A 25,343-nucleotide genomic window follows, 5' to 3' on the forward strand; every position below is an offset into this window, starting at 1 on the left:
GGTGGTTTCTTCTTTTTTATCATAATTATATGACATGCCATTCGCGAAGTAAGGACTTCACTTGCCTTTTCGTCTCATTAATATCCCCATTATTGTCGACTACGGCATCCGCTAAAGCCTTTTTATCGGCCAAAGGCATTTGCGAATTGATCCTGGCTAGTGCCTCCGTCTCCGAAAGACCATTCCTGTTCATTAATCGCTGCAATTGAACTTGCTCATCCACATAGATCAAAAGCGTCTTTTCCACCATGAATGTCAGCTTACTTTCGAATAGGAGCGGAATATCCATGAACACCGTTTCTTCCCCTGATGATAGTGCCTCTTCCGTTTTGAGGCGCATCCATTTCCTGACGGCAGGGTGCACGATGCCATTCAATAGCAATCTCTTTTCCTGATCATTAAATATGATCGACCCGAGCTTTTCGCGATCTATACCCCCATCCGGCAATAAGATATCTTCACCAAATGCCTTCACAACTTGATGATAGGCTTCTTCACCCGGCTCAACGACGGCACGGGAAGCCAGATCTGCATCGACAATCGTGAATCCGAGTTCCTGTAAATAAAGGCTGACGGTGCTTTTCCCACTGGCGATGCCCCCGGTGATTCCAATGATTTGTCCCATAAGCTCCCCCTTTTAACCATGTATCATAACTTGAATATACCGATGATAATCAACAGTACACCTGGAAGAAAAGTCAATTGCTGTACAACTTTATTATTTGAAAGCAATTTCCCGCTTTGAATCCCGCTCCAAATGAAAATTGAACTCATAATAGCGATGCACCCTGCAAGGATAATCGGTGAAATGCCGATCATAGCCGCGCCAACTCCGGCCCCGAACGCATCCAGCGAAAGTGCAAATCCCAGAACAAGCGCTTCAACACCCGTAATCGTACCTGATTTATCAAAATCGGCATTCAATGGTTTTTGTAAAATATTAATGACTACCCCAAGTGATTTAATTTCAAAATTAAAGATGATCTTTTCATGATATCTATCATCTTTCAAATCTTTTTCAGGCTTAAAATACTGGTATACCATCCAGGCACCAAGGAAAATGAGGATGATGCCACCCGTTTTTTCAGCCGCCCCGACCGATATGAGCTGACTGATGAATTGTCCGATGACCATCGCAATACCTAAACTCAATGCAGAACAAAACGAGATGACCGCTATTGACCTTAAGGGGATTTTCATCTTCCGCATACCGAATGTCATACCTACGCCAAATCCGTCAATACTAACTGCAAAAGCAAGAAAAATAATTTGTAGCCACATCGGAATAATACTCCTTCCCTACTCGTTGCTACCCTAGTATATGGATGGAGCCCATCCGATGTGTTTGAAAAAACATTCCCTATTTTAACGGCTGGCATGACGGGCAAATATGTGTGCCACGTCCTGCAACGACCAGTTTTTCAAGTGGCGTGCCGCATGTTTTGCAGTTCTCGCCTTTTCGTCCATAAACATTAAGTTCCAACTGAAACATGCCGATTTGCCCTTGGGAATTAATGTATGAACGAATCGTACTCCCGCCTTTTTCCACAGCTTCACCTAACGTCGCGATGATTTCTGCATGCAACGTTTTGATTTCCTGCAACGAGAGTGAAGAAGCGATTCTCTCCGGATGGATACCGGAACGGAATAACGACTCGTCTACATATATATTCCCAATCCCGACGACAACCGTTTGATCAAGGAGAACGGGTTTGATTTTCCTGTTGGTTCTTGCCAACTTGCTACTTAGCCCCTCGACAGTAAAATCTTCAGACAACGGTTCAGGCCCTAAATGCAACAGTGGCAGCCGCTCAAGTTCTTCCCCTTTGGCAAATAGATGCATCGTTCCGAATTTCCGGACATCCCTGTACCTGAGTTCACTACCATCCGTGAAAGTGAAGATCACATGGGTATGCTTATCATACGGCTCTTCTTTTGGATGCACGCCGTATTTTCCTTCCATTCTTAAATGCGAAACCAACGAATAATCATCCAAGGTGAAAATGAGGAACTTGCCCCGACGACCTATTCCCGTAATCGTCTGTCCCCTTAAAGCATCCTGAAACTGTTCGACAGGTTCAGGCGCTTTTATGATCTTTGGCCAGAAGACTGACACTTCCTTGATTTTTTTTCCGAGCACGAGCTGCTCTAACGTTCTTCTGACTGTTTCCACTTCTGGAAGTTCTGGCATTGCAATCACCTATCTTTTATTATTTGGCATCAAACCATGTTGGCCCAAAAGCATAATCCACTTTAAGAGGCACGTTCATTTCAATGGCATTTTCCATTTCCTCCGGAACGATCACTTTAAGGATTTCGAGTTCCTCGGGAGGCGTTTCAAAAATCAATTCATCATGCACCTGAAGAAGCATTCTCGTTTTAAGACCTTCCCGTTTCAGGCGCTTATTCATGTTTATCATGGCTAGCTTGATGATATCTGCGGCACTGCCTTGAATCGGCGTGTTCATCGCTGTCCGTTCGGCAAAGCTCCTGATGTTGAAATTCCTGCTTGTTATCTCAGGTATATAGCGCCTTCTTTGCATCAGAGTCGTGCTATATCCTTTTTGACGGGCCTCATGTATGCTTTCTTCCATATATTCCTGAACACCAGGAAAGCTTCTTAAATACTTCTCGATGAACTCTCCCGCTTCTTTTCTCGTGATGCCGAGACTTTGCGATAGCCCGTAGTCACTTATACCATAAACGATTCCGAAATTGACCGCTTTGGCATGGCGCCTCATGTTCGCCGTGACTTGCTCTGCCGGTACGTGGAATACATCCATGGCTGTCCTTGTATGGATGTCCATCCCGGCCTGGAATGCTTCCACCAATCCGCTGTCATTGGCGATATGCGCCAGGACGCGTAACTCGATCTGTGAGTAATCGGCAGCAAAAATGATCCAATCCTTTTCGGAAGGAATGAAGGCTTGCCTGATTTTCCTGCCTTCTTCCAACCTGATCGGGATATTCTGCAGATTGGGATCTGTAGAACTTAAACGGCCGGTCTGGGTCAACGCTTGGTTGAACCGGGTGTGCACCTTGTCCGTTTTGCCATTGACCACTTTAAGCAGCCCTTCAATATAAGTTGATTGCAACTTGCCAAGCTGGCGATACAGCAATATCTCCTTAACGATATCATGCTTGTTCTCCAGTTTTTCCAGCACATCGGCTGAAGTCGAATATCCCGTTTTGGTTTTCTTCATGACTGGAAGCTCCAGCTTTTCAAACAGGATGGCTCCGAGCTGTTTAGGTGAATTGATATTGAACGCCTCTCCAGCCAAATCAAAAATTCGGGCTTCGATGTTTCTTAAGCGAATGGCTAACTCCTGTCCCATGTTTTTCAATCGGCCTATATCCACCTTGATTCCCTGCCATTCCATATTGGCCAGAATGATCGACAGTGGCAGCTCCAGTTCCGTAAATAGGTGAAATTGCTCGAATTCTTGCAGCTTATCGATCATCGGTTCTTTCAGAGAGAGGATCGCCTTCGATTTTCTGGCGATATGCTCCCTCAATTCCGCTTCCTCAGGTATTTTGCGTTTTGCACCTTTTCCATAAAAAACATCATCTGTTTCAAGGCGGGTCGTACCTTGAGTTTTCGTAATTTCTGCCACTTCGTCCACTGACTCTGCGGGATTCAGGATATAGGATGCCAAAAATACATCAAAATCGATGCCTTTTATTTCGACTCCCCGATGACGCAGTGCCACAACCGTACGCTTCGCATCGAAAACCGTTTTCTTTTTTGTTTCATCCTCTGCCCAGGATTTAAATGCCCCGGAACTCAGAGCATCATCCCCATTGAAGTAAAAATTACCTTGTTCATTACTGATGGCGATTCCCCTTATATCGGCATGATGATAATTATCTTCTAAAATCTCAACATATAGGGCACTTTCATCCGCAAACATTGCTTCTGTCATTTCGGACGTGTGCACTTCTATCTTCTCCTGTTCAAGCGGTGCACTTTCCGTTACATCCAATTTATCGAGCAAAGTCGAAAACCCAAGCTCCTTATAGAATGAGATGACTCGATCCTGATCCATGCCAGTGTACTCGGTCTCGTTTACGGAAACTTCAAGCGGCGCTTCCCTCGTTATCGTAGCCAGCTCTTTGCTCAATAGGGCCAGGTCTCTATGTTCTTCTATTTTCTCTTTCAATTTTTGTCCACTTACCTCATCAATCGACTGCAGAAGGTTTTCAACCGTTTCGAATTGATGCAATAATTTAAGGGCAGTCTTTTCACCTACACCCGGAATACCGGGAATATTGTCGGAAGCATCTCCCATCAACCCTTTTAAATCAATGATTTGCAAAGGGGACAGGCCGTATTTTTCATGTATATGCTTTGGAGTGTATTCCTCAATTTCAGTAATCCCCTTTTTCGTGATGGAAACCGTCGTACTAGGGGAGGATAATTGCGTTAAATCCTTATCACCTGAAATGACCTTCACTTCAAAACCATCTTTTTCCGCTTGTAAGGACAGCGTACCGATAATATCATCGGCTTCGTAGTTCTCCAGTTCATACCTTTTTATTTGAAAACAATCAAGCAGTTCGCGAATGAAAGGGAATTGCTCCGACAGTTCTGGGGGCGTTTTTTGACGCCCGCCCTTATATTCTTTAAATGATGCATGTCTGAATGTCGTTTTACCCGCATCGAATGCCACAAGTATGTGCGTAGGCTTTTCTTCTTCAAGAATGCGATTGAGCATCATGGTGAATCCGTACACGGAATTCGTATGGACCCCCTTATCATTATTCAAGAGCGGAAGCGCAAAAAACGCACGGTACGCAATGCTGTTTCCATCTATAAGTACTAACTTTTTATCCAAATCCGTCTTCCTCCAGTCATACAGGTTTATGTAGTTATAGCTTCTATATAAAAACGCAAAAAGCCGTTCATTTTCTTTCTCTATTCTACCATGAGTAGAAGCGGAAAGAAAAATGACGGCATCAAGGTTATTTAGTATTTCCCATTAACAGGCTGGCATAAGGGGAATCCGAAGGCAGAACGATGACCGTTTGATCACCAATCGTTTTTTTGTAGGATTCAAGGGTCCGGTATAGTTTATAGAATTCGGGGTCTTTGGAAAACGACTTATTATAGATTTTCGCTGCTTCCCCTTCACCTTCAGCCCTGATCACTTCTGCATCAGCCTCTGCAGTAGAGAGCAATTCTTTCACTTTCCGATCAGTATCCGCAATGATACGGTTTTTCTTCGCATCACCTTTGGATAAGTATTCTTGCGCTTTCGATTCCCGCTCGGAAATCATCCTCTTGAAGACGGATGCTTCGTTTTCGGAGGGCAAGTCAGTCCGCTTTATCCGGACATCCGTCAAGCTGATTCCATAACTGTCCTTTTGCAGCAGATCGTTGACTTTTTCGGTTATGCGGTCGTTTAAACTTCCCCTTGATGACTTCTCATCATTGATGATCTCGTCATAATTCAGCTGGCCAAGCTCAGAACGAACTGCCGAATAGATGAACTCTTCCATTTTCGTTTCGGCATTCTCTAGTGTCCTTGCATTTGTAATCAATTTCTTCGGATCTTCTATTCTCCAAACTGCATAGTTATCGATCAGCATCCGCTTTTTATCTTTCGTATTGATTTCCGCTTCGGAAACATCAGAAGTCATCTGATACTTCGGCAAGGTCATGATACTCTGTATGAATGGCACCTTAGCCTTCAATCCCGGTGTCTTATCGATCCTTACCACCTCACCGAATTGTCGGACGACTTTGTATTCGCCCTCTTTGACGATATAGACATTGGTGAGGATGATTAGCAGCAACGCGATAAAAATAATCAGGAAAATGCCGATTCTCACATAGCCCCTCCAATGAAAATCCCCTTTTTTCAACTCAGAGAAATCTATTATTTTTCCGCTCATTGTTTAGTGCCCCCTTCCCCTGTCGCTTTTTCTTCCGATGCATTCGCTTTGTTCGTTTCTTCTTCAGGTATAGCGGCTTCATCGGAGGCAGGAGTTTTTTTCGTTTCCTCCTTTTCAAGCGAGCGAAGCGGCAAGTACTTCATGGTGTTTCCATCATCATTCATAATATAAATCTCTGCATTCGGCATTACTTCCTCAAGGGTTTCAATAATAAGGCGGTCCTTCGTAATCCCCTTATTGCCCTTATACTCACTAAGTAATTTTTCAAAGACCGCTACATCCCCGCGGGCTGCTTCCGTACGGGCAGCTTTATCCCCATTAGCCTGTGAAATGAGGGCATCTTTTTCCCCTTCCGCTTCATTCATACGTTTATTTTCATATTTATCCGCTTCGTTGATTTTCGTATTCGCCGTTTCCCGGGCATCCGTTACATTGGTAAATGCTTTCCGCACTTCTTCATTCGGTAACTCCACGTCCTGGAGTTTAACCGCAGATATGGAAATCCCGACATCATATTTCTCCATTAGCTGTGATAATAAATCGCGTACATCCGCTTCGATTTGCGCTTTACCGGATGTAAGGGCATCATCGATTTTCGTGCTGCCGATAATGCTCCGTAATGCAGCTGAAGTCGTATCGTATAATATTTTTTCTGGATCCTCTGCATTGTATAGATATTTTGGAGGGTCGGTGATTTTCCACTGGACCACCAGGTCGGCCAGCACAATATTTTCATCACCCGTAATCATTTTAGTCTCGCTCGGGTAATCCTTCACCTCTCCATCCTCTTCCTTATATCCAAATTTAAGACTGAATGTTTCTTTGGATAATTTCTCGACGGATTGAATGGGCCAAGGCAGTTTAAAGTGAAGCCCTGGTTCCGTTATCGTTTGCTCCACTTTACCAAACGTCATGATGACAGCTTGATCGGATTCATCAACCGTGTACCAGGTCGATATCGCAACTACACCTAAAATTAAAATAAGAAAGACAAGTCCTGTGATCGTATATATCCTTTTTAAGCTAACGATATGTATCACCCCTTCTTTGCAGTTATATCTTATTTACGCAAGGAAGGGCCTAAAGTTTCATAAAAATCAAATATTTTTCCAGGAAAATAGGATAGAGGAATCGTTCCTGGGGAATATAGACAAAATTAAAAGACAGAGACTATGTCTCTGTCAATGTTTAACTCCTTGGATGAGGGGTTATAACCATTGTACCCCTGCATTATGAAGTCCGTTTTAAGGAATTGTAAAGGACATGTAAATAAGAAACCCGCTACATTCCTTTTAAGCTTTTATTTAATGTGACTGTAAAAGTCGTCCCGGTTCCAGGTGTGCTTTCCACATTGATTTTACCTTTATGGACTTCTATTATATGCTTGACGATTGCCAGTCCAATGCCCGTTCCTCCTGAATCGCGGCTCCTCGCCTTATCGATCCGGTAAAATCGTTCAAAGATCCTCGGCAGTTCTTTTTCTTCAATGCCTATTCCGCTGTCTTGCACTGCTATATCGACCGTCTGTTCATTTTCAATGATATCAACGGTGACCCTGCCGCCATTTGGTGTATAGGTCAATGCGTTCGTAATCAAATTGATGAAAACCTGCTTGATCCTGTCAGATTCCCCTTCAATGAATACTGGTTCCGGTGATGTTTTAATTTCAAGGGATACATCTTTATCTTTCAGCTTGCCTATAAGCATCTCTTGTATTTCACCAAGCACTTTCGTAATATCCACGACCCCTGCGTTTAAAACGAACTCCTGTTGCTCCATTTTGGATAAATTCAGAAGCTCCTGAATGAGTTCCTGCAGCCGATCACTTTCTTTCAGGATAATCGATAAAAAGTGTTTTAAGGTCTTTTCGTCCTTTAAGGCGCCATCCAACAATGTTTCAGAAAATCCTTTTATAGAAGTGATCGGGGTTCTCAATTCATGGGACACATTAGCCACGAAATCCTTCCGCATCTGCTCGAGCCTTTTCAATTCGGTGATATCATGGAAAATGAGGAGGATCCCCTTCCATTCATCATGATTCCCGATAATGGGAGCCCCATAAATCTCAAAATGCTTACGTTCTATGGCAAGAGGTATTTTCACCTGCCGTTTAATCGTCTTTTCCGTTCGAAAGATTTCTTCGATGATGGCTATGACTTCCTGATCTTTAATGACCGAATAATATTCCTGAAACAAAAACGTAGCGGAGTTCACACGAAAGCTTTTCTTGAATTCCCGGTTGATTAATGTAGTATACCCTTTACTGTCTATCAGCAAGACACCACTACCGATGTTTTCAACAAGTGTTTCCAAACGATCCTGATTCATTTCCCTCGCTATCTCTGTTTCCTGAAGATTCCTCGCCAATATGTTCAAGGAAGTTGTCAGCATTCCCGTTTCGTCGGAATGTCGCCCGAATGTCCTGGTTCCATAATTCCCTTTTGCCAGTTCAATGGCCGCCATCGTCGCCTCCTCGATTGGACGCGTATAATATGAAGTGATTTTGCTCGCAAGCATGAGAATGATGATCAAGGCAACCCCTAAACAAATGATCAATATTTGCCACATTTGTTTATTCACTTGATTGATGGCCTCGATTTCATTGCTATGTACGACAAAGCCTTCAATCTTTCCATCCTTTTCAATCGTCTTCCAATAATAATGGAGGTCCGATTCGCCTTCGACCACTTCATACCCTTCCCCTTGCTTAAGCCCTTTTTGCAAAGTTATTTTACGAAGGACATTGGCATGGCCTTTAAATATTTCATTGGATGATGTCGAATCGTATAATATTTCCCCATTCGTGGAGAGAATGGTTAAATTCGAATCTAAAAGGGGTGTCAGTTTTGCCGTCTTCCCTTTTTCCAAAAAGGAGTCAATCCCGCCATGCTCCTGAATATATGTAGAAATGAAAAATGTTTCGTTCTTTATACGGTCATTGAACGTTTTAATATAATAGCTTTTAAACAAGTGTCCTAATAAAAAGCCCACGGCCATCAGGACGACCATCACCAGTGTGATGAGGGTAAATAAGAGCTTTTTACGATAGGTCGTCATTCTTTTTTAGGCTCCTCAAGCTTATACCCCAAGCCCCTTATCGTTTTAATATATAAAGGTTTTTTTGTATCTTTTTCTATTTTTTCTCGAAGATGGCTAATATGGACATCGACGATTCGTGAGTCTCCCGCGAAATCATAATTCCAAACCGCACTGAGCAGTTGATCCCTAGTCAGCACTCTTCCTTTATTCTTCGCCAGATATAAAAGTAATTCAAATTCCTTTGGAGTCAATTCTAATTGCTGTTCATCAAAGAATGCTTCGTAACGTTCCGGAAACACTTTCAATTCCCCTAATTTCAAGAGGCCATCTTCCAGATCCTGACTTGAATCACTGCCGTTAGCTTGTAACTGGGATCTTCTTAAAATAGCTTTAATCCGGGCCACTACCTCCCTAGGACTGAATGGCTTAGTCAAATAATCATCCGCCCCTAGTTCAAGTCCCAGCACCTTGTCAAATTCATCGTCCTTAGCTGTCAGCATCAAGATCGGTATATTGATTTTTTGCTGGCGAAGCTGCTTACATACTTCAAGCCCGTCCATTTTAGGCAGCATCAAATCCAATACCACTAAATCAGGGCGTATATCCACGGCAGCCTCCAGCCCTTGTTCTCCATCCAAAGCTGTGATCACCGAATAGCCTGCTTGTTCTAAATTGTACTGAAGTAAGGTAACTATTGATTGTTCATCATCCACTACGAGAATTTTCTTTGACATTAGATCCTCCTGAATTATGTATTACCCAAAAGACCAATTTCTTGGTCTACTCATCCAATTCCATTATAAAGAATATTATATGAAATTTACACATAAAAAAAACGGAAAGTTAGTTATTCCTTATCTTCAGCAGGGAGTTCATAAATTTCCATGACTTTTAAAGCGAAAAAAACTGTCCGGAATCGGAAAAAGACCATGGCCTTTTCTTCCTATATCCGAACAGTCTGATCATGATCACTTATTGAAGGACTTGCATTACTGCTTTAACTGATTCAACTGATTTTGAAAGTGCCGCTTTTTCGTCTTCAGTCAATTCCAGTTCGATGATTTGTTCAATGCCCTTTGCACCCAGAACAGTCGGCACTCCAAGATAGATACCTTCAAATCCATATTCACCTTCAAGATAAGCGATGGACGGAAGGACGCGACGTTGGTCTTTAAGGATCGCTTCAGCCATTTCCACTAAAGATGCTGCTGGTGCATAATAGGCGCTTCCGTTTCCTAGAAGGTTGACGATTTCCCCGCCGCCAGTTCGGGTACGAGCCACGATTGCTTCTAGACGATCTTGAGGGATCAATGTTTCCAAAGGAATCCCTCCTGCATAAGAGTAACGTACCAATGGAACCATATCATCTCCGTGTCCGCCAAGTACGAAGCCAGTTACATCTTTAACCGATAAGTTTAATTCTTGAGCTACGAAAGTACGGAAACGAGCTGTATCAAGCACACCTGATTGTCCGATAACGCGTTCTTTAGGGAAACCTGATTCTTTGTAAACAGTGTAAGTCATTGCATCTACAGGGTTAGTCAAAACGATGATGGTTGTGTTAGGGGAATATTTAACGACTTCTTTTGTTACTGATATCATAACTTTTTGGTTAGTTTGAACTAAGTCGTCACGGCTCATGCCGGGTTTGCGGGCAATTCCGGCAGTGATGATCACTACGTCGGAATCAGCAGTTTCTGCATAGTCGGATGTACCGATGATGTTAGCATCGAAACCTAGGACAGGTCCTGCTTCCGCCATATCAAGGGCTTTACCTTTAGTAGGGTTTTCAGCTTGCGGGATATCAACTAAAACGATATCGCCTAGTTCTTTTTGAGCGGCTAAGAATGCTGCTGTAGCACCAGTGAATCCAGCACCTACAACTGTGATTTTTTTACGTTTAGACATGTTATTTCCTCCTTAAAATATATGAATACTTTTGGAATACTTTTAACATCCTCATGAAATATAAGCTTCCTGGAAAAGCAGCCCATTCAGGCACTTTTCCAGAAAGCATGTAATGAATTATTTAAGGTTTTTGATAAGCTCGTCTGCGAACTCAGAACATTTAACTTCCGTTGCACCTTCCATTAGGCGGGCAAAGTCGTATGTAACAACTTTAGAAGCGATTGTTTGTTCCACTGATTTAGTGATGCTGTCTGCAGCTTCGTTCCAGCCAAGGTGCTCAAGTAAAAGAACGCCTGAAAGAAGAACTGAAGATGGGTTAACTTTATCAAGACCAGCATATTTAGGAGCCGTTCCGTGAGTTGCTTCGAAGATGGCATGTCCAGTTTCGTAGTTGATGTTTGCTCCTGGAGCGATACCGATTCCGCCAACTTGTGCAGCTAATGCATCAGAAATGTAATCTCCGTTCAAGTTCATTGTTGCAACAACATCAAACTCTTTAGGACGAGTCAGGATTTGTTGTAAGAAGATATCAGCAATTGAATCTTTAACGATGATTTTGCCTTCAGCTTCAGCAGCAGATTGTGCTTTGTTAGCAGCTTCAGTGCCTTCAGCTTCTTTAATTTTGTCATATTGGTTCCATGTGAACACTTTATCGGCGAATTCTTGTTCTGCAACTTCATAACCCCAAGTTTTGAATGCACCTTCAGTGAATTTCATGATGTTACCTTTATGAACAAGCGTTAATGACTTACGGCCTTCTTTGATCGCATAGTTAAGTGCAGAGCGAACAAGACGTTTCGTACCTTCTTCGGAAATCGGTTTAATTCCGATTCCTGAAGTTTCAGGGAAACGAATTTTTTGAACACCGAATTCATTTTGCAGGAATTCGATTAATTTTTTAGCTTCGTCAGAACCTTTTGCATATTCGATACCAGCATAGATATCTTCAGTGTTTTCACGGAAGATGACCATATCAGTGTCTTCTGGACGTTTAACTGGTGAAGGTACACCTTCAAAGTAACGTACTGGACGAAGACATACGAATAAGTCCAATACTTGACGCAATGCAACGTTCAATGAGCGGATACCGCCACCGATTGGAGTTGTAAGAGGTCCTTTAATAGCGATTAGATATTCGTTAATGACATCAAGAGTTTCTTGTGGAAGCCATTCGCCCGTTTGGTCAAATGCTTTTTGTCCAGCTAAAACTTCTTTCCATTCGATTTTCTTTTCGCCATTGTAAGCTTTTTCAACTGCTGCGTCTAAAACGCGGGATGCTGCAGCCCAGATATCAGGACCGATTCCGTCTCCCTCAATATAAGGAACGATTGGATTGTTTGGTACGTTAAGAGCACCGTTAGTAACTGTGATTTTTTGGCTTTGTGTCATGTCTCTTACCTCCGATTCAAATTCAAAGGTTAGATGGCCTGCCATTTAATGGGGCAGAACCACTAACCTTTTTTACTCACATCTATTAATTTACTACAAATTCGATGAAATAAAAAATGATTTTTCGAAAAAACTTTTAATTAGCGGTTTTCAATCGGTACGTATTTTTGCATACCTGGCCCAACATACTCTGCACGCGGACGGATAAGGCGGTTGTTTGAATATTGCTCAAGGATGTGAGCGATCCAGCCTGAAGCACGGCTTACAGCAAAGATTGGTGTAAATAGGTCATGCTCGATACCTAAACTGTGGTATACGGAAGCAGAATAGAAATCCACGTTCGGCGGAAGATTTTTTTGACCGGTTACGATTTCATGAATTTTGATGGACATATCATAATATTGCGGTTGTCCAGTAAGTTCAGTCAGTTTTTGTGACATTTCTTTAAGGTGCTTAGCACGAGGGTCACCTTTACGGTATACACGATGGCCAAAGCCCATGATTTTTTCTTTATTGGCTAATTTTTCGTTGATATATGGCTCAACGTTTTCAACTGAACCAATTTCTGTAAGCATTTTCATGACTTGTTCGTTAGCTCCGCCGTGAAGAGGGCCTTTTAAAGCGCCGATGGCAGAAGTTACGCCAGAATAGATATCAGATAATGTAGCCACACAAACACGTGCAGTGAATGTAGAAGCGTTTAATTCATGGTCAGCATGAAGAACCAATGCTTTGTTGAATGCTTCTTCTTCGATTGCCGTTGGTTCGTTACCGCTTAACATATATAAGAAGTTAGCAGCAAAGCTTAAATCTGTACGTGGAGCAACAGCTTCTTTCCCTTGACGGATGCGAGCGAAAGTTGTTACCAATGTAGGGATTTTTGCTTGGATGCGGATTGCTTTACGATAGTTAGCATCTTCACTCATTACATCTGCTTCTTCATCATAAAGACCCAGAAGAGATACTGCAGTGCGAAGAGCTCCCATTGGATGTACTTTATCGATTGGGTATGTTTTGAAGTGATTAACCACTTCAGCTGGAATTTCAGCATTTTCAGCAAGTTGTTGAGTTAATTCTTCTAATTGGCTTTTGTTCGGAAGAGCTCCGTGCCATAAAAGATAGATTACTTCCTCGAATGTTGCGTTAGAAGCTAAATCATCGATGTCATAACCTACATACGTTAATGTGTCATCGATGATGGAGCTTACTGATGAAGTTGTAGCTACCACACCTTCAAGACCTTTTGTTGCTGTCATACTAAATCTCTCCTTTTCCTAAATATTCCCCTATGCCCTTGCTATTAGCGTATAAATATAGCGCTTCCAAGAAATTAGCTATTGTAAACAACCATCTATTTTTTAGCAGAAGACATACATCTTGTATTGGAAGCGTTCACAGAATAGGACCCCAACAATAGTAAAATGTACGATAATCTTTTAAACGAAATTCTAAAAATAATGCTTGTAGCTATTCCTAGTGAGCGCTTGCTCAATAACTACATCTTTTTTTAAGATTCCTCAAAAATATCAAAGATATTCTGAATCCCAATTTTAATAAATCAGAGCAGTTACAACATTATTATAAACAATAAACACTTTTTTGGGAATGAAAAGCACTTAAAATGTGAAAAAATTATTATTTTATTAGAAAAATTAGCTACATATTCTCTTGCTTTTTTTTATGCGATCCAAAACGCTTTTTTTGAAAATTCGCCCCAAAGCAGAATAAACGAAACATTAAATAGAAAATTTCCATCTCCACAACTGACGGATTTTTCTCCCCTCTGCCACTCGCTTCATTTAAAAAAATTGAAGATCTGCATGCATAAATAAGCAATTCCCGCCCCGATTAATGGACCGACAGCCACCCCTTTGAATAAAGCGACTGCAAGAATCGTCCCAAAAACAAGAGCTGTGGTAATGTGCGGATCATGTGATAAAAGCGTAATCCCATTTTTCGCTATGAGTGCAACCGCTATTCCAGATGCAAGCGCAATCCAGGCATAAGGAGATTTTATTGCGTCTCCGAGTTCCTTGAAACCTATCGCCCCGTTTGCTATGGGTATTAGTACCGAAATCGTAATGATCGTAACGCCCAGGTTGATTCCTTTGGCTTCGAGGTATGGAAACACTTTAGCGTCAAGGCCGATCAGTTTCATGCTTAAAAGAAAACCCGCAGCCATGATGAGTGAGGTGTTTTTCCCAAACCAACCGATTGCAGCAAGCAGAATTAAAAATACGACAGGACCGTTGATCATTCTCCCTTCACCTTCTTCCTTCTGTTTTTGTTATTTTAACATAACAAACTCCCGTATTTCCTGGGAGAAAAATGATTTATGGAACGATGCATCGGCGAAAAAAATTTAAGCCGTAAGATGAAAGAATCTTTCCTTTCTTTTCCATCATCGTTACAATTATAATACAAACTTTATGATTGAAGGAGGATATGACTTGAATCCGGTTTATATGTATCGTTTCATTCGCTCTTTACTGGTCATCGGAGGGATAATTTTAGGCGGAATTGCCTTGTTTTATTTATCTAAATATACATATCCATTCATCATTGCCATGATAATCGCTTTCTTGATGAATCCCCTGGTCACTTTCTTCGAAAAGAAAGGAAGGCTGCCACGGGGGTTGGCTGTATTCGTTTCCCTTTTACTCATTTTCCTTTTATTTGCGGGCCTCATCACATTACTGGTCACCGAGATCATTTCAGGGACCAATTACCTGGCCGGTGTCATCCCGAAACATATTGAAACCATCGTGGATTATATAGAAACATACATCGCGTCCACCGTCATCCCTTTTTATAATCAAATAGCAGCCATGTTCAATAATTTGGATACCGAACAGCAGGACACAGTCCTCAAGAATATCCAAAATATCGGTGAATCCATCACTACCGGAGTAAGCGGCTTCATTCAAGCTTTCTTGAAGAACATCCCCACAATCATCGGATGGTTTCCAACTACAGCAACGGCACTCCTTTTTACCCTGCTGGGCACTTTCTTCATCAGCAAAGATTGGGATACCTTTAACCGCATGACCGGAAAGGTATTGCCTGATAAGATTTTTGCGGGTGCCAAGCGTTTATTCAGGGACTTAAAACGGGCTTTGTTCGGGTTTATCCGTGCACAATTCACACTTGTTTCATTGACGACCGTCACGATTTTAATCGGATTTCTCATTTTGGGGGTGAATTATTCAATTACCATTGCCCTGATATGCGGACTGGTCGACATCATCCCCTATTTAGGGACAGGTACGGTTTTCATTCCTTGGATCATCTTTGAATTCATTGCCGGGAATACAAGTCTTGCAATCGGTTTGTCCGTTCTTTACATAATCGTCGTTGTCCAGCGTCAGTTAATAGAGCCAAAAGTACTTTCTTCCAGTATTGGTTTGGATCCGCTTGCCACTCTCATCGCCTTGTTCATCGGCTTCAAATTGATCGGTTTCCTAGGTCTGATCGCAGGACCTGTCGTACTTGTCATATTCAATACACTCCAGCGTGCCAATGTCTTCAAGGCCATATGGATCTTCATTATCGGCGATACGAAGAAAACGACTTAAGATACTCCAGACATCTATTAGCATTCACCATTTCCATTTAAAAATCCGCCTCGGGTACAAGGCGGATTTTTGGTTTTAAGCTAAAATTATTTTGACGTCTCGAATTGTTCTGTTTCAGTAGAACCTGCAAGCGCTGTTGTGGATGATGTTCCACCAGAAACGACTTGTGCCACTTCATCAAAGTAACCAGTTCCCACTTCACGCTGATGACGTGTTGCCGTATAGCCGTCTGGCTCACTAGCGAACTCCGCTTGTTGAAGTTCTGAGTATGCAGCCATGCCGCGGTCTTTATAGCCAAGAGCAAGGTTGAACATGCTATGATTCAATGAGTGGAAGCCTGCAAGAGTAACGAATTGGAATTTATAACCCAATTTACCCAATTCCACCTGATAATTTGCAATCTCTTCATCACTTAATTTCGCTTTCCAGTTAAATGATGGGGAACAATTGTATGCTAGCAGTTTGCCCGGGAACTCTGCATGGATTGCTTCGGCAAAGCGGCGAGCATCCGCTAGATTAGGTTCAGAAGTCTCACACCAGATAAGGTCGGCATACGGCGCATAAGCCAGGCCTCTTGCAATTGCTTGGTCAAGACCTGCATTCGTGCGATAGAATCCTTCTGGAGTCCTTTCGCCAGTGATGAATGGTGCATCGACCGGATCGATATCATCGGTGATCAAATCTGCAGCATCAGCATCGGTACGGGCAATCAAGATAGTCGGTGTACCCATTACGTCGGCTGCCAATCGGGCGGAAACTAAATTACGTACTGCCGTTTGTGTTGGGAGAAGCACTTTACCGCCTAGGTGACCGCATTTTTTCTCGGAAGAAAGCTGGTCTTCAAAATGAACGCCTGCCGCTCCAGCTTCGATCATGCCTTTCATTAATTCGAAGACGTTAAGGGAACCGCCAAAGCCTGCTTCAGCATCCGCCACGATTGGAGCGAACCAATCGATATCATCTTTTCCTTCAGCAAAGCTGATTTGGTCTGCACGCTGAAGTGTCTGATTAATGCGTTTAACTACTTGCGGCACGGAGTTGGCTGGATATAAACTTTGGTCAGGGTACATTTGCCCTGCGATGTTAGCATCTGCCGCCACTTGCCAACCGCTTAAGTAAATTGCTTTTAAACCAGCTTTCACCTGCTGCATGGCTTGGTTACCAGTCAACGCCCCTAATGCATTGATGAAATCTTCCGTATTCAATAGATTCCATAGTTTTTCAGAACCACGGCGTGCCAATGTCTGTTCAATATCGATGGAACCTCTTAGTTTAATAACTTCTTCGGCCGTATAAGGACGCTTAACACCAGTCCACCGTGAGTCATTTTCCCAGCTTTGTTGTAATTTTTGCGCTCTCTCATTCATCATCATTATTTCCTCCTAATTCATCTTTTGTATTTTGAATATTAAGATAATTTTTCGTATGCCGCATTCGTTAAGAAATCTGCAAAGTCGTCCGCTTCAATCAATTGTTCAAATAGTTTAGTAGACTCTTCAAACTTTCCTGATTTGAAAGTTTCTTCCCCTACTTCCGATTTAATGACCGCCAATTCTTCTTCTTTGATTTGATGGAATAATTCCTCGGTTATTTTCCTGCCATCTTCGAGAATGCCTTTTGGATGACGAATCCATTGCCAAACTTGAGCCCTTGAAATTTCAGCGGTGGCAGCATCTTCCATTAAGTTATTGATGGGTGCCGCACCTCTGCCGCTTAACCAGGAGGCGATATATTGGATGCCTACGTTAATATTCGTCCTTAATCCTGCCTCTGTGATCGTTCCTTCCGGTACAGCCAGCAACTCTTGAGCTGTTACATGGACATCTTCCCGTTTTCGGAAAATTTGATTCGGTTTTGGGACGAGCAGGTCAAAAACCTCTTTTGCCGTGCTTACCATACCTGGATGGGCAACCCATGTTCCATCATGACCGTCTCTTGCTTCGCGTTCTTTATCCGCCTTTACTTTCGCAAAAGCCTCATCGTTCTTTACCGGATCATTTTTCACAGGAATTTGCGCCGCCATCCCGCCGATTGCAGGAGCATTACGAGTGTGGCATGTTTTGATTGCCAGTAAGGAATACGCCCTCATGTTCGGGACGGTCATCGTGACCTGCTGCCGGTCTGGGAAGATGACATCATCCGAGTGACGGAATTTCTTCAGGAAACTAAAGATATAATCCCAGCGGCCACAGTTCAGGCCTGCCGAATGTTCTTTCAGCTCGTACAGAATTTCGTCCATTTCGAATGCAGCAAGAATCGTTTCTATCAAGACCGTTGCCTTGATGGTTCCTTGCGAAATTCTTAAATCGTTCTGTGCATATACGAATATGTCATTCCATAATCTTGCTTCTAGATGGCTTTCCATTTTTGGTAAGTAAAAGTATGGACCGCTTTGTTTTTCGACCAATGCTTTTGCGTTGTGGTAAAAGTACAGTCCGAAATCAAAAATGCTAGCTGATATAGGCTGTCCATCCAATAGGACATGTTTTTCCTCCAAATGCCAGCCGCGTGGCCTTACCTTCAGGACAGCTGTTCTTTCATTTAATTCATACACTTTGCCATTTGGATTTTTAAATGAAATGGTTCCGCGAATTGCATCCCGCAGATTCAATTGGCCATCGATGCAATTCTCCCAAGTAGGTGAATTGGCATCTTCAAAGTCCGCCATGAATACATTGGCACCTGAGTTCATGGCATTGATGATCATTTTGCGATCAACAGGCCCTGTGATTTCAACCCTGCGGTCCTGTAAATCATTCGGGAGGGGTGCAATCGTCCAATCACTTTCGCGAATATGCTTCGTTTCTTCAAGGAAATCAGGAAGCTTACCTTGATTCAGTTCTTTCTGAACGCTTTTCCGCCGTTCTAGAAGTTCTTTCCTTCTTCCACTGAAATGCCGTTCAATTCTTTCAATGAATTGAAGAGCTTCCTTTGTAAGTATTTGTTCATATCCTGGCTTAATGTAGCCTGTAATTTGTAAGCCTTTTGCTTCCGTAATCATGTTGCCTCTCCACATCCTTTCCAAATCCCCTATGTTATAATACAGTTGTTTTATTTCTTGATTGTATTATATAACACGTTGTATAAATTTGTCACCAGTTTTTTCTAAAAAATCTAAAAAAAGATTTTTAAGCATGGAAAAGCCTGATTTACCAATGTTTCCAAAGGATTAATCTTTAAAATTCCTGTTATTATACACTTTTTCAATCTCGTGGAATTCATCATTTAATGATGAAACAGGCAAAATCCGACTAACCATGTAATTCTCATTTCATTGTTAATCAAAAAAAGCATCCTATAAAAAACTTGGATGCTTTTTTTGACCTTTTTTCCAGACCAAAAAAGGCTGCCTAAAAGCTTTAGCCTTTAGACAGCCTTATATTATTTATGCTGAATGATGGTAACTTTCCCTTTATTCATCCTGTTCATGATAAACCGGATAACAATCGGTTTGAGGAGTTTCCTGGTTGGCGGAAGCACAAGGATCAATCCCATGATATCCGAGATGAGCCCAGGGGACAGCAACAGTGCAGCTCCGATAAAGATACAGATTCCATCAATGATTTCATTGCCTGGCATCATTCCGTAACGGATCTGTTCCTGTGCCTTTTTCCATGTTTCCATCCCTTGCCGTTTAGCCAAATAGGCCCCGATCAAACCTGTGGCTACAATCAGGAACAGCGTTGGCCAAAAACCAATCAGATTGCCTGACAGCAAAAGGACAATAATTTCAACGACCGGCATCGCAATGATAAACATTAAAAAATATTTCATCTACATTCCTCCTGCACAGCCCATTTCTGGTGCGGTACATCCATCTTACCTCATTTGCACGGAATCAGCCAAAATTTCGTTTACAAAACGTTGGCATGCCCATCGTAAATGACTCCGCGACCTGCATCGACTGTTATTCTTTGACCATCCTTGAAAACCTTGGTCGCGTCCTCCGCCCCAACGATGACCGGTATGCCCAATGTAACTCCTACAACAGCTGCATGGCTTGTCAAACCGCCTTCTTCCGTAATCAATGCCGCACACTTTTCAATCGCCGGCATCATTTCACGGTCCGAACCGATCGTAACCAATACAGAGCCTTCCGTCACTTTTTCCAAAGCTTCCTTGGCATTCTTAGCTACAACCACTTCACCTTTCGCTGATTTCCTGCCGATTCCTTGAGCCTTTAAAAGAACCTCCCCTAACACATGAATTTTCATCAAGTTAGTCGTACCTGTTTCACCTACAGGCACACCGGCTGTAATGACGACTAAATCCCCATGGGAAACTAATCCGGAATGCAAGCTTTCATCTATTGCGGTTTGAAGCATTTCATCGGTAGTCGTCGCTTTTGGACCAATCTGCGGATAGACTCCCCAAGCCAATGCAAGCCGTCTTGAAACATGATCATTGGATGTAACCGCAATGATCGGTGCTTTAGGGCGGTATTTGGAAATCATCCTTGCCGTATGACCGCTTTCTGTAGGGGTGATGATTGCCCCGGCATTAAGATTAAGCGCGGTGTGGGCAACGGATTGACCAATAGCATCAGTAACATTATGACGGTTCACTTTGCTTCTGATTGATAATATATCCCGATAATCAAGGGCAGTTTCAGCACGTGAGGCAATGTTATGCATCGTTTGCACCGCTTCGACAGGATAGGTCCCAGCAGCTGTTTCGCCAGAAAGCATGATTGCATCCGTTCCATCAAATATGGCATTGGCGACGTCACTTGCTTCTGCACGGGTCGGCCTTGGATTACGCTGCATCGAATCGAGCATTTGTGTAGCAGTTATGACTGGTTTCCCAGCATTATTACATTTTTTGATCATTTGTTTTTGGACTAATGGCACTTCTTCTGCGGGAATTTCCACTCCCAAATCTCCCCGCGCTACCATCAAGCCATCTGAAACTTCCAAGATTTCATCAAGACGGTCCACGCCCTCTTGATTTTCGATCTTAGGGATGATTTGAATATGTTCCGCTCCATTTTGCTGCAATAATTCACTTACTTCAAGCACATCGGAAGCCCTGCGTACAAATGAGGCAGCAATGAAGTCAATGCCCTGTTCGATCCCAAAAAGGATATCCTGTTCATCTTTCTCCGTTATGCCAGGCAGGTTAACCGAAACTCCAGGAACATTCACGCCTTTTTTGTTCTTAAGTGTACCGCTATTCAAGATCTTGGTATGGATTTCTTTTCTTACTTTATCTATCTTCAACACTTCAAGCCCAATCAATCCATCATCCAAAAGGATTTTAGATCCTGGGTGGACATCATGCAGAAGCCCTTCATAGGTAATGGAGAATTTTTCAGGTGTTCCCAGGACTTCATTCATGGAAATAATGATTTCATTGCCGGCTACAAGCTCCATGGAGTCATTTTCCATATTATTTGTCCGTATTTCAGGTCCTTTTGTATCCAACAGGATGGCAACCTGTTTACCCGCTTTTTCGCTCGCTTCTCTGATATTGCGTATTCTAGCGGCGTGTTCTTCATGATTTCCATGAGAAAAGTTAAGCCGTGCTACATTCATCCCCGCCTCTATTAATTGAACCAGCTTTTCTATACTTTCACTTGCGGGGCCAATCGTACAAACAATCTTGGTTTTACGCATGTGGTCATCCTCCTTTAAGGAAAACTGCCGCCTGTCCACCTTTTGAAGACAGGGGAGCAGTGTTTTATATCTTCTTTAAACAATCTATCGATCAATAATGATTAAATGGATAGCTCAGCAGATAATTCATACATTTTCTTATCAATGGTATGCGGTTTAGCAAGAGCTTCGATGATATCATAATCAACGAGTTGATTTTGTTCTATCCCGACAGCTCTGCCTCCTTTTCCTTCAAGAAGCAGTTCAACGGCTTTTGCTCCAAGCCGGCTTGCCAATACACGGTCATTTGCCGAAGGAGAACCTCCGCGCTGAACATGGCCCAGGACCGTTACACGGGTTTCAAACCCTGCCTTTTCCTCAATTTTCCTGGAGATATCAACGGCACTTCCAACACCTTCAGCTACAATGATGATACTATGCTTTTTCCCACGGTCATGTCCGCGGTTCAGCTTCCCAATCAGATCTTCCATATCATATTCATATTCAGGACAAAGAATCGTTTCAGCCCCGCCAGCCAATCCAGCCCAAAGCGCAATATCGCCGGCATCTCTTCCCATCACTTCAACGACATAAGTCCTTTCATGAGAAGTGGCCGTATCCCGAATTTTATCGATGGCATCGATGACTGTATTAAGGGCCGTATCGAAACCAATCGTGAAGTCCGTACCCGGTATGTCATTATCAATCGTTCCAGGAACTCCAATACAAGGGAAGCCCCTTTCCGTTAAAGCTTTCGCTCCGCGGTATGAACCATCGCCACCAATGATGACAATGCCCTCGATACCAAGATTATTCAATTGTTCAATCGCTTTCAGCTGGCCTTCCTCCGTCTTAAATTCCGGACAGCGAGCCGTATGTAACATCGTGCCGCCTCGATGAATGATATCCCCGACAGACCCAAGTTCAAGCTTCTTTATATTTCCATTTATCAGTCCCTGATAGCCATGATAAATTCCGAAGACCTCAATTTCATGAAAAATTGCTTTCCGGACAACCGCTCGGACTGCCGCATTCATGCCAGGAGAATCTCCTCCACTTGTCAATACACCTATTCTTTTCATAAATGTCACCTCTCTACAGCACTAATCAATTTTTAGCCTCGTTATATCATTGTACCCTTTTTCAAGCTTCAATAAGCAGGAAACTGCTTCACTTATGCTTACTTGATGTAATAAGACTAACCGATTCTCATCAGAAATTGAAGTAAAATGGCGCAAAAGTTTACATTCTACACACAAACCATATTCTTTACATGTTTCTGTAATGAATGCATATGTGCCCATGAAAGGATGAAAAAACGTGTTGCCCCAGGCAGCACGTTTTCCCTTTTGTAAATGTGTTTATGAATGCTGTTCAACTTCCTTAGGCTCTCCCTCAGGCTGTTTTGCAAATTCATATTCACCGATTTTCTTGAATTTCATATAACGCTGGTTGATAAGATCATCACTATTCAATGGCAGAAGTTCATTGAATGAACGTTTCAGGATATCCTTGATGGCTTCTGCCTGTAAATTTGAATCCCGGTGGGCGCCGCCCCTCACTTCAGGAATGATCTCATCGATGACTCCTAAGCGGTTTAAATCGGGAGCCGTGATTTTCATCGATTCCGCAGCCCTCTTAGCCTGAGAGGCATCCTTCCACAGCAAGGCTGCAGCCCCTTCAGGGGAAATCACCGAATATGTTGAGTTCTCAAGCATGAAAATTCGGTCCCCGACGCCAAGTGCCAATGCACCGCCGCTACCGCCTTCACCGATGACAATACTGATGACAGGCACCTTCAGCCCCGCCATTTCAAAAAGGTTTTTCGCAATGGCTTCACTTTGCCCGCGCTCTTCAGCAGCTTTACCAGGGAAAGCTCCCTTCGTATCAATGAAACAAATAATCGGGCGGTTGAATTTTTCCGCCTGTTTCATCAGACGTAAAGCTTTTCGATAGCCTTCAGGGTGGGGCATGCCAAAGTTACGACGGATGTTTTCCTTCGTATCCTTACCCCGCTGATGACCGATGACAGTCACGGCAAGTCCATCAAATTCTGCAATTCCTGCTACAATCGCTTCATCATCCCCATAATAACGATCACCATGAAACTCGATGAAGTCATTGAATAATAGCGGAATGTAATCAAGCGTCGTCGGACGGGCTGGATGGCGGGCGATCTGGACGCGATCCCACGGTTTAAGATGGTTATAAATATCCACTTCCAGCTTCTCTAGACGCTTTTCCAATGTTTCGATTTCGGCTGTCAGGTCTACATCAGCGTCCTTCGAAATGGCCTTTAGTTCTTTAATTTTATTTCTGAGGTCCGTAATGGGACGCTCGAATTCTAATTCGTAAATCATAACCATTCACCGCCCGGGGCATGGATTTTAAGGATCGTCGTCAAGGTTTCCTTCATTTCGGTACGTTTGACGACCGCATCCAATTGGCCGTGCTTCATCAAGAATTCAGCCGTTTGGAAATCTTCAGGAAGCTCTTCATGGATCGTCTGTTCAATGATTCTTCGTCCCGCAAATCCAATAAGGGCTCCTGGCTCAGCTAGATTAATATCGCCAAGTGACGCGAAACTTGCCGAAACCCCGCCCGTGGTAGGATGGGTCATCATTGATATGATCAGTCCGCCTTCATTGCTGAATATCTTCAGTGCCGCACTTGTCTTCGCCATCTGCATCAAGCTTAAAACACCCTCCTGCATCCGAGCTCCGCCTGATGCCGTAAATATGATGAACGGAATCTTCAATTCACCTGCACGTTCAATGGCACGGGTGATTTTTTCCCCAACAACGGATCCCATGCTTCCCATCCGGAAATTTGAATCCATGATGGCCGTGGAAACTTGGTACCCATTGATGCTTCCCACTCCTGTGACAACCGCCTCATTAATCTTGGCTTTCTTTCTATCTTTTTCCAACTTCTCTAAGTAATCCGGAAATTCAAGCGGGTTAACTGAAATCATTTCTTTATCAAATTCATTAAAAGTGCCTGCGTCGAATAAAAATTTGATGCGCTCATGGGAAGACATCGGATGATGGTACCCGCAATGCAGACAGACTTTCTTGTTTTTCACCAATTCTTTTGTATACATGATTTTTTTACAGCCGGTGCACTTTGTCATGATTCCTTCCGGTACATCTTGTTTCTCACGATCTAAAGGAACCGTTGCATATTTCTTCTTAGACTTCGCAAATAGCTCTTTAAGCAAGCTTAATCCTCCCTTTACCACCAATTATCTATTTTATGATACTTGGTACAAACTATATCAGAAATAAAATTAGTATCGTGTAAAAAGGTGTCACTCGTCCTTCGACATATTTCTAATTCTAATAAGATACGTTTCGATGGCTTTTTCTTCATCACGTTCGAGCAAATATGTAAGAAGTGCCAGATAATCTTCTTTTTTCACATTACCCTGTACCATCTCTGATGTTCTGGCATAGCTGTTGACAATGCGCCAAATTCTTTCCAGCAATCGATTGCGATTCAAAATGGCAATTCTTAAAAAGAAATCATCATCATGAAACTCATCCGCTTTGACCCAGACCATTAATCTTTTGATATCATCAGCCGTAGCGAAAAAGGCGACGATCCGCAAACAGTCAATTTCAATCAGCCTTTTCGTCTCAGACAAATCTTCTTGTACTTTTTTATCTTGCAAAAAAAAGGTTCCCAGAAGCTCTACTAGCTTATGCTCCTGGAAATCCCTGATAAACGTCCCTTCACCGCGCCTTGTTTCTATTAACCCTAATAGTTCTAAGGCACGCAATGCTTCACGGACAGAGGAACGGCCAACATTAAAACGATCTGATAACTCCCGTTCTGATGGGATTTTATCTCCCGGCAAGAGGCTGTCCGCTTCAATCATGGTACGTAGGCTCTCAACGACATCGAGATAAATTTTGGATGAAGAAGTACGACCTGACAAATT

General features: G+C 42.8%; 21 protein-coding genes. 1 reads left to right on the forward strand and 20 read right to left on the reverse strand.

Features of this window, described 5'->3' with window-relative positions; genetic code table 11:
- Window positions 1-25: 25 nt before the first annotated feature.
- From coaE to JNUCC41_RS01375, 12 genes are all read right to left on the reverse strand, one after another.
- Window positions 26-625, reverse strand: coding sequence for a dephospho-CoA kinase (gene coaE / locus JNUCC41_RS01320; RefSeq protein ID WP_192206030.1), 600 nt, complete (start codon window positions 623-625; stop codon window positions 26-28).
- Between the two features lie 23 nt (window positions 626-648).
- Window positions 649-1,281, reverse strand: coding sequence for a sporulation membrane protein YtaF (ytaF, locus tag JNUCC41_RS01325; protein WP_192206031.1), 633 nt, complete (start codon window positions 1,279-1,281; stop codon window positions 649-651).
- Between the two features lie 79 nt (window positions 1,282-1,360).
- Window positions 1,361-2,191 carry a DNA-formamidopyrimidine glycosylase gene (gene mutM, locus JNUCC41_RS01330; RefSeq protein WP_192206032.1) on the reverse strand — a complete coding sequence of 277 codons (831 nt, stop codon included), beginning with the start codon at window positions 2,189-2,191 and terminating at the stop codon, window positions 1,361-1,363.
- Window positions 2,192-2,210: 19 nt separating this feature from the next.
- Window positions 2,211-4,835: a DNA polymerase I gene (gene polA, locus JNUCC41_RS01335; RefSeq protein ID WP_192206033.1), complete on the reverse strand. Its 2,625-nt coding sequence runs from the start codon at window positions 4,833-4,835 to the stop codon at window positions 2,211-2,213.
- Between the two features lie 127 nt (window positions 4,836-4,962).
- Complete coding sequence (hflC, locus tag JNUCC41_RS01340) at window positions 4,963-5,895, reverse strand: protease modulator HflC (RefSeq protein ID WP_076364772.1); 933 nt, start codon at window positions 5,893-5,895, stop codon at window positions 4,963-4,965.
- Complete coding sequence (gene hflK, locus JNUCC41_RS01345) at window positions 5,892-6,926, reverse strand: FtsH protease activity modulator HflK (RefSeq protein WP_192207993.1); 1,035 nt, start codon at window positions 6,924-6,926, stop codon at window positions 5,892-5,894. The genes hflC and hflK overlap by 4 nt, the downstream gene beginning before the upstream one ends.
- Before the next feature lie 250 nt (window positions 6,927-7,176).
- Entirely contained in the window at window positions 7,177-8,952 is a 1,776-nt protein-coding gene (pnpS, locus tag JNUCC41_RS01350) for a two-component system histidine kinase PnpS (RefSeq protein ID WP_192206034.1), read from the reverse strand.
- Window positions 8,949-9,668 carry a response regulator transcription factor gene (locus tag JNUCC41_RS01355; protein ID WP_192206035.1) on the reverse strand — a complete coding sequence of 240 codons (720 nt, stop codon included), beginning with the start codon at window positions 9,666-9,668 and terminating at the stop codon, window positions 8,949-8,951. The genes pnpS and JNUCC41_RS01355 overlap by 4 nt, the downstream gene beginning before the upstream one ends.
- Window positions 9,669-9,906: 238 nt before the next feature.
- Complete coding sequence (mdh, locus tag JNUCC41_RS01360; protein ID WP_192206036.1) at window positions 9,907-10,842, reverse strand: malate dehydrogenase; 936 nt, start codon at window positions 10,840-10,842, stop codon at window positions 9,907-9,909.
- A 117-nt stretch (window positions 10,843-10,959) separates the two neighbouring features.
- Window positions 10,960-12,276 (reverse strand): NADP-dependent isocitrate dehydrogenase, encoded by a 1,317-nt coding sequence (icd, locus tag JNUCC41_RS01365; protein ID WP_260285396.1) that lies wholly within the window; start codon window positions 12,274-12,276, stop codon window positions 10,960-10,962.
- 95 nt (window positions 12,277-12,371) lie between these two features.
- Window positions 12,372-13,487, reverse strand: coding sequence for a citrate synthase (gene citZ / locus JNUCC41_RS01370; RefSeq protein ID WP_192206038.1), 1,116 nt, complete (start codon window positions 13,485-13,487; stop codon window positions 12,372-12,374).
- 539 nt (window positions 13,488-14,026) lie between these two features.
- A complete protein-coding gene (locus JNUCC41_RS01375; protein WP_034309113.1) occupies window positions 14,027-14,488 on the reverse strand; it encodes a DUF441 domain-containing protein in 462 nt (153 codons plus the stop codon).
- A 193-nt stretch (window positions 14,489-14,681) separates the two neighbouring features.
- Between JNUCC41_RS01375 and ytvI the strand changes: the two genes are divergently transcribed.
- Window positions 14,682-15,806 carry a sporulation integral membrane protein YtvI gene (gene ytvI / locus JNUCC41_RS01380; RefSeq protein WP_192206039.1) on the forward strand — a complete coding sequence of 375 codons (1,125 nt, stop codon included), beginning with the start codon at window positions 14,682-14,684 and terminating at the stop codon, window positions 15,804-15,806.
- Window positions 15,807-15,892: 86 nt separating this feature from the next.
- Here ytvI and aceA read toward each other — a convergent pair whose 3' ends face one another.
- From aceA to JNUCC41_RS01420, 8 genes are all read right to left on the reverse strand, one after another.
- A complete protein-coding gene (aceA, locus tag JNUCC41_RS01385) occupies window positions 15,893-17,176 on the reverse strand; it encodes an isocitrate lyase (protein ID WP_192206040.1) in 1,284 nt (427 codons plus the stop codon).
- Between the two features lie 38 nt (window positions 17,177-17,214).
- A complete protein-coding gene (aceB, locus tag JNUCC41_RS01390) occupies window positions 17,215-18,807 on the reverse strand; it encodes a malate synthase A (RefSeq protein ID WP_192206041.1) in 1,593 nt (530 codons plus the stop codon).
- A 380-nt stretch (window positions 18,808-19,187) separates the two neighbouring features.
- On the reverse strand, window positions 19,188-19,580 hold the full coding sequence (locus tag JNUCC41_RS01395) for an FxsA family protein (RefSeq protein WP_192206042.1): 393 nt from the start codon (window positions 19,578-19,580) through the stop codon (window positions 19,188-19,190).
- An 80-nt stretch (window positions 19,581-19,660) separates the two neighbouring features.
- A complete protein-coding gene (gene pyk / locus JNUCC41_RS01400) occupies window positions 19,661-21,421 on the reverse strand; it encodes a pyruvate kinase (RefSeq protein WP_192206043.1) in 1,761 nt (586 codons plus the stop codon).
- 101 nt (window positions 21,422-21,522) lie between these two features.
- Window positions 21,523-22,482, reverse strand: coding sequence for a 6-phosphofructokinase (gene pfkA / locus JNUCC41_RS01405; protein ID WP_192206044.1), 960 nt, complete (start codon window positions 22,480-22,482; stop codon window positions 21,523-21,525).
- 279 nt (window positions 22,483-22,761) lie between these two features.
- A complete protein-coding gene (accA, locus tag JNUCC41_RS01410; RefSeq protein ID WP_098369978.1) occupies window positions 22,762-23,760 on the reverse strand; it encodes an acetyl-CoA carboxylase carboxyl transferase subunit alpha in 999 nt (332 codons plus the stop codon).
- Window positions 23,757-24,620, reverse strand: a complete 864-nt coding sequence (accD, locus tag JNUCC41_RS01415) for an acetyl-CoA carboxylase, carboxyltransferase subunit beta (protein ID WP_192206045.1) — start codon at window positions 24,618-24,620, stop codon at window positions 23,757-23,759. Before accD ends, accA begins: the two co-directional genes overlap by 4 nt.
- 90 nt (window positions 24,621-24,710) lie before the next feature.
- Complete coding sequence (locus tag JNUCC41_RS01420) at window positions 24,711-25,340, reverse strand: FadR/GntR family transcriptional regulator (protein WP_192206046.1); 630 nt, start codon at window positions 25,338-25,340, stop codon at window positions 24,711-24,713.
- Window positions 25,341-25,343 lie beyond the last annotated feature (3 nt).

Source organism: Brevibacillus sp. JNUCC-41, from assembly GCF_014844095.1.
Lineage (GTDB): Bacteria > Bacillota > Bacilli > Bacillales > DSM-1321 > Peribacillus > Peribacillus aracenensis.

Excerpts from the sequence above, each read along its gene's own strand:
- pnpS (WP_192206034.1), bottom strand. The coding sequence starts at position 8,952 with ATGACGACCTATCGTAAAAAGCTCTTATTTACCCTCATCACACTGGTG.
- mutM (WP_192206032.1), bottom strand. The coding sequence starts at position 2,191 with ATGCCAGAACTTCCAGAAGTGGAAACAGTCAGAAGAACGTTAGAGCAG.
- hflC (WP_076364772.1), bottom strand. The coding sequence starts at position 5,895 with ATGAGCGGAAAAATAATAGATTTCTCTGAGTTGAAAAAAGGGGATTTT.
- JNUCC41_RS01355 (WP_192206035.1), bottom strand. The coding sequence starts at position 9,668 with ATGTCAAAGAAAATTCTCGTAGTGGATGATGAACAATCAATAGTTACC.
- JNUCC41_RS01375 (WP_034309113.1), bottom strand. The coding sequence starts at position 14,488 with ATGATCAACGGTCCTGTCGTATTTTTAATTCTGCTTGCTGCAATCGGT.
- coaE (WP_192206030.1), bottom strand. The coding sequence starts at position 625 with ATGGGACAAATCATTGGAATCACCGGGGGCATCGCCAGTGGGAAAAGC.
- aceB (WP_192206041.1), bottom strand. The coding sequence starts at position 18,807 with ATGATTACGGAAGCAAAAGGCTTACAAATTACAGGCTACATTAAGCCA.
- citZ (WP_192206038.1), bottom strand. The coding sequence starts at position 13,487 with ATGACAGCAACAAAAGGTCTTGAAGGTGTGGTAGCTACAACTTCATCA.
- ytaF (WP_192206031.1), bottom strand. The coding sequence starts at position 1,281 with ATGTGGCTACAAATTATTTTTCTTGCTTTTGCAGTTAGTATTGACGGA.
- pfkA (WP_192206044.1), bottom strand. The coding sequence starts at position 22,482 with ATGAAAAGAATAGGTGTATTGACAAGTGGAGGAGATTCTCCTGGCATG.
- accA (WP_098369978.1), bottom strand. The coding sequence starts at position 23,760 with ATGATTTACGAATTAGAATTCGAGCGTCCCATTACGGACCTCAGAAAT.
- mdh (WP_192206036.1), bottom strand. The coding sequence starts at position 10,842 with ATGTCTAAACGTAAAAAAATCACAGTTGTAGGTGCTGGATTCACTGGT.
- pyk (WP_192206043.1), bottom strand. The coding sequence starts at position 21,421 with ATGCGTAAAACCAAGATTGTTTGTACGATTGGCCCCGCAAGTGAAAGT.
- icd (WP_260285396.1), bottom strand. The coding sequence starts at position 12,276 with ATGGCAGGCCATCTAACCTTTGAATTTGAATCGGAGGTAAGAGACATG.
- aceA (WP_192206040.1), bottom strand. The coding sequence starts at position 17,176 with ATGATGAATGAGAGAGCGCAAAAATTACAACAAAGCTGGGAAAATGAC.
- JNUCC41_RS01395 (WP_192206042.1), bottom strand. The coding sequence starts at position 19,580 with ATGAAATATTTTTTAATGTTTATCATTGCGATGCCGGTCGTTGAAATT.